Raw genomic sequence first — 12,373 nt, forward strand, 5'->3', positions numbered from 1 at the left:
AGGATCAAGCCAATGACTGATGTCACCGACGAACCCATTTACAAGACCGACGCGCTGATCGCGGAGGATATCGACCGTTATCTCGACGTGCACCAGCACAAGTCGATGCTGCGCTTCATCACCTGCGGCAGCGTGGACGACGGCAAGTCGACGCTGATCGGCCGGCTGCTCTACGACAGCAAGATGATCTTCGAGGATCAACTGGCCGCGCTGGAAGCGGACAGCAAGCGCGTGGGCACGCAGGGACAGGAGATCGATTTCGCGCTGCTGGTCGACGGCCTCGCCGCCGAGCGCGAGCAGGGGATCACCATCGACGTCGCCTATCGCTTCTTCACCACGGAAAAGCGCAAGTTCATCGTCGCCGACACGCCGGGGCACGAGCAGTATACCCGCAACATGGTGACGGGCGCGTCCACCGCCGATCTGGCGGTGATCCTCGTCGACGCGCGCAAGGGCATCCTCACCCAGACGCGGCGGCACAGCTATCTCTGCCATCTGCTGGGCATCCGCAACATCGTGCTGGCGGTGAACAAGATGGATCTGGTCGGCTACGACCAGGCGGTGTTCAACCGCATCGTGATGACCTATCGCGCCTTTGCGAGCGAGATCGGCATCACCCATTTCCTCGCCATCCCGATTTCCGGTTTCAAGGGCGACAATATCACCGGGCCTTCCGACAATACGCCCTGGTATAAGGGTCCCTCGCTGATCGAGCATCTGGAGACGGTCGAGGTCGATCAGGCCGCGGACCGGGCCAGGCCCTTCCGCATGCCGGTGCAATGGGTCAACCGCCCCAATCTCGACTTCCGGGGCTTTTCCGGGCTGATCGCGACCGGCACGGTGAAGCCGGGCGACGCGATCCGTGTGCTGCCCTCGGGCAAGACCAGCACGATCAGCCGCATCGTCACGCTGGATGGCGATCTGGACGAGGCCGTCGCGGGCCAGTCGGTGACCTTGTGCTTCGCCGACGAGATCGACTGCTCGCGCGGCGACGTGATCGCGATCGCCGACAGTCCGCCGCAGGCCGCCGACCAGTTCGAGGCGACCATCGTGTGGATGGCCGATGAGGAGATGCTGCCGGGCCGTTCCTATTGGCTGAAGATCGGCACGCAGACCGTGTCGGCGAGCGTGCAGGCGCCCAAATATCAGGTCAACGTCAACACGATGGAGCATCTGGCGGCCAAGACGCTGGACTTGAACGCGATCGGCGTCGCCAACCTGTCGACCGACAAGCCGGTGGTGTTCGAGCCCTATGCCGACAATCGCGCGCTGGGCGGCTTCATCCTGATCGACAAGATCAGCAATGCGACCGTCGCGGCGGGCATGCTGCACTTCTCGCTTCGCCGCGCGCAGAATGTGCACTGGCAGCCGACCGACATCGGCCGCGAGCATCATGCCGCGCTCAAGAACCAGCAGCCCGCTGTGCTGTGGTTCACCGGGCTGTCGGGCGCGGGCAAATCCACCATCGCCAATCTGGTGGAAAAGAAGCTGGCGCGGATGAACCGGCACACCTTCCTGCTCGACGGCGACAATGTGCGCCACGGCCTCAACCGCGACCTCGGCTTCACCGACGCCGACCGGGTGGAGAATATCCGCCGCGTCGGCGAGGTGGCGAAGCTGATGACCGATGCGGGGCTGATCGTCATCACCGCCTTCATCTCGCCCTTCCGCTCGGAGCGGGACATGGTGCGGCAGATGATGCGGCCGGGCGAGTTCGTCGAGATCTTCATCGACACGCCGCTGGCCGAGGCTGAGGCGCGCGACGTCAAGGGCCTGTACAAGAAGGCGCGGGCCGGGGAACTGAAGAACTTCACCGGCATCGACAGCCCCTATGAGGCGCCGGAGAACCCGGAGATCCGCATCGACACCACCGGCATGAGCGCCGAGGAAGCCGCCGAGGCGATCGTCGCGAGGCTGATCCCTTGAGCGGGGCGGCCTTGAGCGGGGACGCGTTCGATCCCGCCGCGCTGACCGACGCGGAACTGGCCGCCCATCTGGCGCATCATGCCGGGCGCATCCTGCTCGCGGTGCGGGAGGCGGGCGTGTTTGCGGAAAAGTCGCTCGGCAAGGCGGGAGACCAGACCGCCAACCAGTTCCTCGTCCACGCGCTGCGCGAATTGCGGCCCGACGACGGCCTTCTTTCCGAGGAGAGCAAGGACACGCCCGCGCGCCTGGCCAAGCGCCGGGTATGGATCGTCGATCCGGTCGATGGCACGCGCGAATATGGGGAGGGGCGACCCGACTGGGCGGTGCATGTCGGTCTTGCGATCGACGGCGTGCCCGTCCTCGGCGCGGTGGCGCTGCCGGGGCTGAACGCGGACGGCACGGGCGGCGGCGCGGTGCTGCGCTCCGACCGGGTTGCGCCGCTGCCGCCCGCCGGAACGCCGCCGCGCATGGTGGTGAGCCGCACCCGCCCCGCCGCCGAGGCGCTGGCGGTCGCGGGCAAGCTGGGCGCGAAGCTTGTCCCCATGGGCTCGGCCGGCGCCAAGGCGATGGCGATCCTGCGCGGAGAGGCCGATATCTACCTCCATTCCGGCGGCCAGTATGAATGGGACAGCTGCGCGCCCGCCGCCGTCGCTCTTGCCCACGGCCTCCACGCCTCCCGCATCGACGGCTCGCCGCTCGTCTACAACCAGCGCGACGTCTCGATGCCGGACCTGCTCATCTGCCGCAAGGAACATGCCGGCCCCATCCTCGATCTCCTCGCGGAGATTGCCGCCTGATGGATTTCCTGCATCCGGTTTGCGGGTTCATCGTCGGGATCATGGTGGGATTGACCGGGGTAGGGGGCGGATCGCTGATGGCGCCGCTGATGATCCTGCTGCTGGGCGTCGCGCCGACGACGGCGGTGGGAACGGATCTCTGGTTCGCCGGCATCACCAAGATGGTCGGCGGCACGGTGCATCACGGGCAGGGGCATGCCGACTGGCAGATCGTCCGACGCCTCTGTATCGGCAGTCTGCCCGCGGCCGGGCTGACGCTTTATTATCTGTCCTCGTCCCACATGCCGCAGGTGAAGGGCGGCCTGATCGTGCAGGTGCTGGGCGGCATATTGATCGTCACCGCCGCCGTCACCCTGATGCAGAAGAGGGTGCGCGACGTGGCGCTGTGCCTGGAAGGCGCGCATATTGCGTTCCTGCGGCGCATCCTGCCCGCGATGACGGTGCTGGCCGGGGTGGTTCTCGGCGCGGTGGTGACGCTGACCTCCGTGGGCGCGGGCGCGCTGGGGGCGACGATGCTGGTGATGCTCTACCCGCTACGCATGACGCCGGGGAAGGTGGTCGGCACCGATATCGTCCATGCCGTGCCGCTGACGTTGCTGGCCGGGCTGGGCCATTTCTGGATGGGCCATGTCGACCTGATGCTGCTGGGCTCGCTGCTGCTCGGCTCGATTCCGGGCATCGTCATCGGTTCCCGCCTTACCGGCATGATTAACCCCGCTTATTTGCGCACCGCGCTGGCCGCGATGCTGCTTTTGTCGGGCATCCGCCTGCTGGGTTGAGCGCGCCCGCGCGAACTCGCCAATTGCGAGTCATTCTCATGGGTCCACCCCCTTGCTTCGCATGTGCAGCGGGCCTAAAGCGCCCCGGTAAACACCCACACTCGTGTCGCAGGGGATGAACTTGGTCGACCTCGCCCAATATCTGCCGATCCTCCTATTTCTGGCCATCGCGCTGATCCTGTCCAGCGCCTTCGTGTTCCTGCCGATGATCGTCGGCCGCCTGACCGGGGCGCACAAGCCGGATCCGGAAAAGCTCAGCGAATATGAATGCGGCTTTCCGGCGTTCGAGGATCCCCGCAACCAGTTTGACGTTCGATTCTATCTGGTCGCGATTCTCTTCATCATCTTCGATCTGGAGGCGGCGTTCCTGTTCCCCTGGGCGGTCAGCCTGGAACAGATCGGCTGGACCGGGTGGGCGACGATGATGGTGTTTATCGGCGAGCTTGTCCTCGGCCTCATCTATGCGTGGAAGAAGGGAGCACTGGATTGGGAGTAGAGCTAGAGCGGCCCGCGACCGGCCGGGTGCCCGCGCCCGGTACGCAGCCCGACCCCGACTTTTTCAAATCCCTTTCCGATGAGGTGGGCAACAAGGGCTTCCTTGTCACCTCGACGGAAGAGCTGTTCCAGTGGGCCCGCACCGGCTCGCTGTGGTGGATGACCTTCGGCCTCGCCTGCTGCGCGGTCGAGATGATCCATGTGAACATGCCCCGCTACGACATGGAGCGCTTCGGCGCCGCCCCGCGCGCGTCCCCGCGCCAGAGCGACGTGATGATCGTCGCGGGCACGCTGTGCAACAAGATGGCCCCGGCGCTGCGCAAGGTCTACGACCAGATGAGCGAGCCCAAATATGTCATCTCGATGGGCAGCTGCGCCAATGGCGGCGGCTATTATCATTACAGCTACAGTGTCGTGCGCGGCTGCGACCGGGTGGTGCCGGTCGACATCTACGTGCCGGGCTGCCCCCCGACCGCCGAGGCGCTGCTCTACGGCGTGATGCAGTTGCAGCGGAAGATCCGCCGCATCGGCACGGTCGAGCGGTAAGGAGGACGCGTCATGGGTCATAATGCTCCTGCCGTCGTCAATCCCGAAGGCATCGCGGACGAACTGCGCGCGCTGGTCGGCGCCGATCTGATTGCGCTGGTCGAGGCGCATGACGAGATCACGCTGATCGTCGCCCGCGAGTCGATCGAGCGGGTGATGGTGAAGCTGCGCGACGAAGCCGCCTATCAGCAGCTGATGGAGATCGCCGGCGTCGATTATCTCGACCGCGCGGAGCGGTTCGAGGTCGTCTATCATCTCCTCTCGGTCACGCGGAACCATCGTGTGCGGGTGAAGGTCAGCACCGACGAGGCGACCCCGGTGCCGTCCGTCACCGCGATCTGGCCGGTCGCGGGCTGGCTGGAGCGCGAGGTGTACGACATGTACGGCGTCATCTTCTCCGGCAATGAAGACCTGCGCCGTATCCTCACCGATTACGGCTTTTCCGGCTATCCGCAGCGCAAGGACTTCCCGCTCACCGGCTATGTCGAGCTGCGCTATTCGGAAGAGGACAAGCGCGTCGTCTACGAGCCGGTGAAGCTGGCGCAGGATTTCCGCAATTTCGACTTCATGAGCCCGTGGGAAGGCGCGCAATATGTGCTTCCGGGCGACGAAAAGGCTTCGGAGAACGCCTCGGAGAAAAAGGCATGAGCGCCGAGACTCTTGAACAGGCCGGAAAGGCCGCCGCGAGCGGCAAGCGCACGGTGACGGTCGGCAACGGCGCGGGTTCCGACATTGACGGCATCGAGAATTATACCGTCAATTTCGGTCCGCAGCATCCCGCCGCGCACGGCGTGTTGCGCCTCGTCATGGAAATGGACGGCGAGATCGTCGAGCGCTGCGACCCGCATATTGGCCTGCTGCATCGCGGCACCGAAAAGCTGATCGAGCACAAGACCTATTTGCAGGCGCTCCCCTATTTCGACCGGCTCGACTATTGCTCGCCGCTCGGCATGGAGCACAGCTATGTGCTGGCGATCGAGAAGCTGCTGAACCTCGAAGTGCCGCTGCGCGCGCAATATCTGCGCGTGTTCTTCGCGGAGCTGACGCGCATCTGCAACCACATGCTGAACCTTGGCAGCCATGTGATGGACGTCGGCGCGATGACGCCGAACCTGTGGCTGTTCGAAATCCGCGAGGATTGCCTCAACTTCTTCGAGCGCGCGTCCGGCGCGCGCATGCACAGCGCCTGGTTCCGCCCCGGCGGCGTCCATCAGGACGTGCCGCTCAAGCTGCTGACCGACATCGGCGAATGGCTCGACACCCGCCTGCCGCGCCTGTTCGAGGATGCGATCAGCCTCGTCGCCGACAACCGCATCTTCAAGCAGCGCAATGTCGACATCGCCGTGGTGTCGAAGGAAGACGCGCTGCGCTGGGGCTTTTCCGGCCCGATGATCCGCGGCTCCGGCATCGCCTGGGATATCCGCAAGGCGCAGCCCTATGACGTCTACGACCGGATGGAATTCGACGTTCCGGTCGGCACCAATTACGACTGCTACGACCGCTTCATGGTCCGCGTCGAAGAGGTGCGCCAGTCCGCCCGCATCATGAAGCAATGCCTTCAGCAGATGCCGGAAGGGCCGATCGCCTCGCTCGACCGCAAGGTGGTGCCGCCCAGGCGCGCCGAGATGAAGAGTAGCATGGAAGCGCTCATTCATCACTTCAAGCTCTACACCGAGGGCTTCCACGTTCCGGCGGGCGAGGTCTATGTCGCCACCGAAAGCCCGAAGGGCGAGTTCGGCGTCTATCTGGTCAGCGACGGCAGCAACAAGCCCTATCGCTGCAAGATCCGCCCGACCGCCTTTTCCCACCTTCAGGCGATGGATTTCCTGATGAAGGGCCACATGCTGGCGGACGTCACCGCCGTGCTGGGCGCCATGGATATCGTGTTCGGGGAGTGCGACCGATGAGCGCAGCAGATCGTCTGGCGACGGCGGAGGCGATGATCGCCGCCTATAACGCGCAGGACGCCGACAAATATGTGACCTACATGACGGACGACGCCTGCGAGGCGGGATATCGCGGTGCGGTGGTGCGCGAGGGCAAGGAAGGCACGCGCGCGGGGCTGAACGCGATGTTCGCCGATTTTCCCGAAAACCGCGTCGAGATCGTCGGCCGCCATGCGTTCCCCGATTATGTCGTGCTGCATGAGCGAGTCACGCGCGGCGTGAAGAAGGGCGATAGCGAGCCGACGCCGGGCTTCGACGTGATCGCCGTCTATAGTTTCGAGGGCGAGAAGGTTTCTCGCGTGGAGTTCATTCGCTGATGGCTGACGCACCGCAAATTCCCGATGAAGCCGAGGTCCGCGCCCGCTGGGGCGGGTTCCAGTGGACGCCGGAAAATGCCGAGCAGGCGAAGAAGGTGATCGCCCGCTATCCCGAAGGGCGCCAGCAGTCGGCGGTGATGCCGCTGCTCGACCTCGCCCAGCGGCAGGTCGGCGCGGAAACGCAGACCCAGGGCTGGCTGCCGGTGCCGGTGATCGAATATGTCGCCGACCAGCTCGACATGCCCTATATGCGCGCCTACGAGGTCGCGACCTTCTACACCATGTACAATCTGGCGCCGGTCGGCCGCTATCATGTGCAGGTCTGCGGCACCACGCCCTGCATGCTGCGCGGGTCGGACGATGTGCTGGCCGCATGCCGGAACAAGGGGCTGGTCAAGGGCCACACCACGCCCGACGGCCTCTTCACGCTGACCGAGGTGGAGTGCCTCGGCGCCTGCACCAACGCGCCGATGGTGCAGATCAACGACGATAATTTCGAAGACCTGACCTATGACAGCATGACCGCGATCCTTGAGGATCTGGCGTCGGGCAAGCAGCCCAGGGTCGGGCCGCAAATCGACCGGCAGACCAGCTGCCCCGAAGGCGGGCCGACCACGCTCAAGGAAATGGTCAGCGAAAATCACGATTACAGGGGGCAGTGGTAATGAGCGACGCACCCGCACCGGCCCCGGCTCCGTTCGTAGGGCCGCTGGACGACAAGGACCGCATCTTCACCAACCTCTACGGCTTCCAGGACTGGGGCATAGACGCGGCGATGAAGCGCGGCGACTGGGACAACACCAAGGCGCTGCTGGAGAAGGGCCAGGACGCGATCATCGAGGAGATGAAGGCGTCCGGCCTGCGCGGGCGCGGCGGCGCGGGTTTCCCGACCGGCATGAAGTGGAGCTTCATGCCCAAGGAAAGCAAGGACGGCCGCCCCAGCTTCCTCGTCATCAACGCCGACGAGTCAGAGCCCGGTTCGTGCAAGGACCGCGAGATCATCCGCCACGATCCGCACAAGCTGATCGAGGGCGCGCTGGTCGCCGGCTTCGCGATGCGCGCGCGCGCCGCCTATATCTATATTCGCGGCGAGTTCATCTATGAGGCGAAGGTGCTCTTCGCCGCCGTTGAGCAGGCCTATGAAAAGGGCTTCATCGGCAAGAACGCCTGCGGCTCCGGCTATGATTTCGACGTGTTCGTCCATCGCGGCGCGGGCGCCTATATCTGCGGCGAGGAAACCGCGCAGATCGAGAGCATCGAGGGCAAGAAGGGCCAGCCGCGCCTGAAGCCGCCTTTCCCGGCGGGCGCGGGCCTCTATGGCTGCCCGACCACGGTGAACAATGTGGAATCGATCGCCGTCGCGCCGACCATCCTGCGCCGGGGCGCGTCGTGGTTCTCCGGCTTCGGGCGGGAGAACAACAAGGGCACCAAGCTGTTCCAGATCAGCGGACATGTGAACAAGCCCGCCGTGGTCGAGGAAAGCATGGGCATTCCCTTCCGCGAACTGATCGATCGCCATTGCGGCGGCATTCGCGGCGGCTGGGACAATCTGCTCGCGGTCATTCCGGGCGGCTCCTCGGTGCCGCTGGTCCCCGCCGAGCAGATCATGGACGCGCCGATGGACTTTGACGGCCTGCGCGCGCTGGGCTCCGGCCTCGGCACGGCGGCGGTCATCGTGATGGACAAGTCCACCGATATCGTCCGCGCGATCAGCCGCATCAGCTATTTCTACAAGCATGAAAGCTGCGGCCAGTGCACGCCCTGCCGCGAAGGCACGGGCTGGATGTGGCGCGTGATGGAACGGCTGCGCACCGGCGACGCCGATCCTTCGGAAATCGACATGCTGTTCGAGGTGACGAAGCAGGTCGAGGGGCACACCATCTGCGCGCTGGGCGACGCGGCGGCCTGGCCGATCCAGGGCCTGATCCGCCATTTCCGTCCGGAAATCGAGCGGCGGATCGCGGAAAACAGGGGCGGCGCACCGATAATGGAGGCTGCGGAATAATATGCCTAAGGTTACAGTCGACGGCGTGGAAATCGAGGTCCCGGCGGGCGCCACCGTTCTTCAGGCGTGCGAGCTGGCGGGCAAGGAGATTCCGCGCTTCTGCTATCATGAGCGGCTCTCCATCGCCGGCAATTGCCGCATGTGCCTGGTCGAGGTGAAGCCGGGGCCGCCCAAGCCGCAGGCGAGCTGCGCGCTTCCGGCCGCCGACGGGCAGGAAATCCGCACCGACAGCGAGATGGTGAAGAAGGCGCGCGAAGGCGTGATGGAATTTCTTCTCATCAACCATCCGCTCGACTGCCCGATCTGCGATCAGGGCGGCGAATGCGATCTTCAGGACCAGTCGGTCGCCTATGGCCGGGGCGGCAGCCGCTTCCACGAGAACAAGCGCGCCGTCACCGAGAAATATATGGGGCCCATCGTCAAGACGGTGATGACCCGCTGCATCCAGTGCACCCGCTGCGTGCGCTTCGCCGAGGAAGTCGCGGGCGTGCCGGAAATCGGCGCGATCTATCGCGGCGAGAACATGCAGATCACCACCTATCTGGAACATGCCGCGCAGAGCGAGCTTTCCGGCAATGTGGTCGACCTCTGCCCGGTCGGCGCGCTGACCTCGCGCCCCTATGCGTTCGAGGCGCGGCCGTGGGAGCTGAAAAAGACCTTCGCCATCGACGTGATGGATGCGCTCGGCACCAATATCCGGCTCGACAGCCGGGGCCGCCAGGTGCTGCGCGTGCTGCCGCGCGTCAACGACGACGTGAACGAGGAATGGGCGAGCGACAAGACCCGCCATCATGTCGACGCGCTGGTGCGCAAGCGGCTGGACAAGCCCTATGTGCGGCGCGACGGCAAGCTGGTTCCGGTCAGCTGGGACGAGGCGTTCGCCGCCGTCGCCGAGGCGGCCGGGAAGGCGGGCAGTTCGGTCGCGGCGGTCGCGGGCGACCTGCTCGATTGCGAGACAATGTATGCGGCGCGCGAACTGGTGCGCGCGCTCGGCGGGACGATGCTCGAAGGGCGGCAGACCGGCCTTGCCTATGACGTGTCGAACCTCGCCGCGGTGAATTTCAACAGCACCATCGCGGGCGTCGAGACGGCGGACGTCATCCTGCTGGTCGGCACCAACCTGCGCTGGGAAGCGCCGCTGGTGAACACCCGCGTGCGCAAGGCGATCAAGAAGGGCGCGAAGGTCTATGCCGTCGGCCCGGAAACCGACCTTACGTACAAGGCGGAATGGCTGGGCAATGACGCGTCGCTGCTCGGCAAGCTGCCGGACGCGGTGGTCGAGGCGTTCAAGGGCGCACAGCGTCCGCTGGTGATCGTCGGCGGCGGCGTGCTGGCCAAGGATGGCGCGCATGGCGACACGCTCGCGCTGGTCGAGACGCTCGGCCTCATCAAGGACGGCTGGAACGGCTATAATGTGCTGCATTTCGCGGCGGCGCGCATGGGCGGGCTGATGCTCGGCTTCGCGACCGACGGCGGCATCAGGGCGATGGCGGCTGCTGCGCCGAAGCTGCTCTTCTCGCTGGGCGCGGACGAGGTCGATTATTCGGCCTTCGCGGGCAGCTTCAAGGTCTATGTCGGCCATCATGGCGACAAGGGCGCGCATGCGGCGGACGTGATCCTGCCCGGCGCGAGCTATGCCGAGAAGGCGGGAACCTATGTGAACCTCGAAGGCCGGGTGCAGCGGGGCGAGAAGGCGGTGTTCGCGCCCGGTGACGCGCGCGAGGACTGGTCGATCTTCCGCGCCCTTTCCCAGGTGCTCGGCAAGACGCTGCCGTTCGACAGCTTCGAGCAGCTGCGCGCGCGGATGTTCGCCGATGTCCCGGCGCTGGCGAGCGAGGGGCTGGTCGCCTGTGACTGGGCGCCGCCGAGCCTGCCGACCGGCGCTTCGGGCGAATTTTCCTATCCGATCAAGGATTTCTACCTCACCAACAGCATTTGCCGCGCCAGCCCGACGATGCAGCGCTGCTCGGCCGAACTGCTCCATGGTGAAGAGTTTGCGGAGGCCGCGGAATGACCGCCTTCTTCCAGTCCCTCGGCCTTCCGTTCGAAGGCGCATGGCTGCTGTCGACCATCATCGGCATCCTGCTGATCGCGCTGCCGCTGATGCTGGCCGTCGCGATGATCATCTATGTCGACCGCAAGATCTGGGCGGCGATGGCGCTGCGGCGCGGTCCGAACGTGGTCGGCCCCTTCGGCCTGCTGCAAAGCTTCGCCGACGGCGCGAAGGTCTTTTTGCAGGAAACCATCATCCCCGCCGCCGCCAACAAGGGCCTGTTCCTGCTGGCGCCGATCATCACCTTCTCCGTGGCGCTGCTGTCCTGGGCGGTGCTGCCGTTCCAGGCGGGGGTGGTGCTGGCGGACATCAATGTCGGCCTGCTCTACATCCTCGCGATCAGCTCGCTGGGCGTCTATGGCGTGGTGCTGGCGGGCTGGGCGTCCAACTCCAAATATCCGTTCTTCTCCGCGATGCGCGCCAGCGCGCAGATGATCTCCTATGAAGTCTCGATCGGCTTCATCCTGATCTCGGTCGTGCTGTGGGCGGGCAGCTTCAACCTCGGCACCATCGTCGAGAGCCAGAAGGGCTATTACGGCTTTTTGAACGGCAACGGCTTCAACCCGCTGCTCTTCCCGATGGCGATCATGTTCCTGATCTCGGCGCTGGCGGAAACCGCGCGCGCGCCGTTCGACCTGACCGAGGCGGAATCGGAACTGGTCGCGGGCTATCAGACCGAATATTCGTCCATGGCCTTCGCGCTGTTCTGGCTGGGCGAATATGCGAACGTCATCCTGATGTGCGCGCTCAATGCGATCCTGTTCTGGGGCGGTTACCTGCCGCCGTTCGACTGGGCGCCGCTCTACATGGTGCCGGGCATCATCTGGCTGTTCGCGAAGATTTTCTTTTTCTTCTTCGTCTTCAGCTGGGTGAAGGCCACCGTCCCGCGCTATCGCTACGACCAGCTGATGCGGCTGGGCTGGAAGGTGTTCCTTCCCGTGTCGCTGTTCTTCGTGTTCCTCGTTTCCGGCTTCCTGATGCTGACGCGCTATGGAGGCGCCGCATGATCGCCTATTATCTCAAGTCCTTCACCCTTTGGGAGTTCGTGAAGGCGCACGCCCTGACGCTGAAATATTTCTTCAAGCCCAAGGCGACGATCAACTACCCTTACGAAAAGAACCCGATTTCACCGCGGTTCCGGGGGGAGCATGCGCTGCGCCGCTATCCCAATGGGGAAGAGCGCTGCATCGCGTGCAAGCTGTGCGAGGCGATTTGCCCGGCGCAGGCGATCACCATCGAGGCGCAGCCACGCGAGGACGGCAGCCGCCGCACCACACGCTATGATATCGACATGACCAAGTGCATCTATTGCGGCTTCTGCCAGGAAGCCTGCCCGGTGGACGCGGTCGTCGAAGGGCCGAATTTCGAATTTGCCACCGAAACGCGCGAGGAGCTGATCTATGACAAGGCCAAGCTTCTTGAGAATGGCGATAAATGGGAGAGGGCGATCGCGGCTAATCTTGCCGCCGATGCGCCCTATCGTTAAGGCGGCGCGCAAGAAGGGATGAA

Annotated in this window: 12 protein-coding genes and 1 pseudogene; all 13 read left to right on the forward strand. The window is 64.9% G+C overall.

Features of this window, described 5'->3' with window-relative positions; genetic code table 11:
- The first annotated feature begins 12 nt into the window (after window positions 1–12).
- The 13 genes and pseudogenes from cysN to nuoI all read left to right on the forward strand — a co-directional run bounded on the left by cysN (window position 13) and on the right by nuoI (window position 12,350).
- Window positions 13–1,926: a sulfate adenylyltransferase subunit CysN gene (cysN, locus tag GGR43_RS02895; RefSeq protein ID WP_188070453.1), complete on the forward strand. Its 1,914-nt coding sequence runs from the start codon at window positions 13–15 to the stop codon at window positions 1,924–1,926.
- On the forward strand, window positions 1,923–2,723 hold the full coding sequence (locus GGR43_RS02900; RefSeq protein WP_246343302.1) for a 3'(2'),5'-bisphosphate nucleotidase CysQ: 801 nt from the start codon (window positions 1,923–1,925) through the stop codon (window positions 2,721–2,723). Before cysN ends, GGR43_RS02900 begins: the two co-directional genes overlap by 4 nt.
- On the forward strand, window positions 2,723–3,502 hold the full coding sequence (locus GGR43_RS02905) for a sulfite exporter TauE/SafE family protein (protein WP_188070454.1): 780 nt from the start codon (window positions 2,723–2,725) through the stop codon (window positions 3,500–3,502). The genes GGR43_RS02900 and GGR43_RS02905 overlap by 1 nt, the downstream gene beginning before the upstream one ends.
- Window positions 3,503–3,623: 121 nt before the next feature.
- Window positions 3,624–3,998, forward strand: coding sequence for an NADH-quinone oxidoreductase subunit A (ndhC, locus tag GGR43_RS02910; protein ID WP_188070455.1), 375 nt, complete (start codon window positions 3,624–3,626; stop codon window positions 3,996–3,998).
- The gene (locus GGR43_RS02915) at window positions 3,989–4,543 is read left to right on the forward strand and encodes a NuoB/complex I 20 kDa subunit family protein (protein ID WP_188070456.1); all 555 of its coding nucleotides are present in this window, start codon (window positions 3,989–3,991) and stop codon (window positions 4,541–4,543) included. Before ndhC ends, GGR43_RS02915 begins: the two co-directional genes overlap by 10 nt.
- Window positions 4,544–4,555: 12 nt before the next feature.
- A pseudogene (locus GGR43_RS02920) lies at window positions 4,556–5,167 on the forward strand (NADH-quinone oxidoreductase subunit C); the annotation flags it as partial.
- Window positions 5,168–5,187: 20 nt separating this feature from the next.
- Complete coding sequence (locus GGR43_RS02925) at window positions 5,188–6,450, forward strand: NADH-quinone oxidoreductase subunit D (RefSeq protein WP_246343303.1); 1,263 nt, start codon at window positions 5,188–5,190, stop codon at window positions 6,448–6,450.
- The gene (locus GGR43_RS02930; RefSeq protein WP_246343304.1) at window positions 6,447–6,806 is read left to right on the forward strand and encodes a nuclear transport factor 2 family protein; all 360 of its coding nucleotides are present in this window, start codon (window positions 6,447–6,449) and stop codon (window positions 6,804–6,806) included. The genes GGR43_RS02925 and GGR43_RS02930 overlap by 4 nt, the downstream gene beginning before the upstream one ends.
- Complete coding sequence (gene nuoE / locus GGR43_RS02935) at window positions 6,806–7,471, forward strand: NADH-quinone oxidoreductase subunit NuoE (RefSeq protein ID WP_188070458.1); 666 nt, start codon at window positions 6,806–6,808, stop codon at window positions 7,469–7,471. Before GGR43_RS02930 ends, nuoE begins: the two co-directional genes overlap by 1 nt.
- Window positions 7,471–8,811 (forward strand): NADH-quinone oxidoreductase subunit NuoF, encoded by a 1,341-nt coding sequence (nuoF, locus tag GGR43_RS02940; RefSeq protein ID WP_188070459.1) that lies wholly within the window; start codon window positions 7,471–7,473, stop codon window positions 8,809–8,811. The genes nuoE and nuoF overlap by 1 nt, the downstream gene beginning before the upstream one ends.
- 1 nt (window position 8,812) lies before the next feature.
- Window positions 8,813–10,825 (forward strand): NADH-quinone oxidoreductase subunit NuoG, encoded by a 2,013-nt coding sequence (gene nuoG, locus GGR43_RS02945; protein WP_188070460.1) that lies wholly within the window; start codon window positions 8,813–8,815, stop codon window positions 10,823–10,825.
- Window positions 10,822–11,871 carry an NADH-quinone oxidoreductase subunit NuoH gene (gene nuoH / locus GGR43_RS02950; protein WP_188070461.1) on the forward strand — a complete coding sequence of 350 codons (1,050 nt, stop codon included), beginning with the start codon at window positions 10,822–10,824 and terminating at the stop codon, window positions 11,869–11,871. The genes nuoG and nuoH overlap by 4 nt, the downstream gene beginning before the upstream one ends.
- Window positions 11,868–12,350, forward strand: a complete 483-nt coding sequence (gene nuoI / locus GGR43_RS02955) for an NADH-quinone oxidoreductase subunit NuoI (protein ID WP_188070462.1) — start codon at window positions 11,868–11,870, stop codon at window positions 12,348–12,350. The genes nuoH and nuoI overlap by 4 nt, the downstream gene beginning before the upstream one ends.
- The last annotated feature ends 23 nt before the right edge of the window (window positions 12,351–12,373 follow it).

Source organism: Sphingobium jiangsuense (assembly GCF_014196495.1).
In the GTDB taxonomy this organism is placed as follows: domain Bacteria; phylum Pseudomonadota; class Alphaproteobacteria; order Sphingomonadales; family Sphingomonadaceae; genus Sphingobium; species Sphingobium jiangsuense.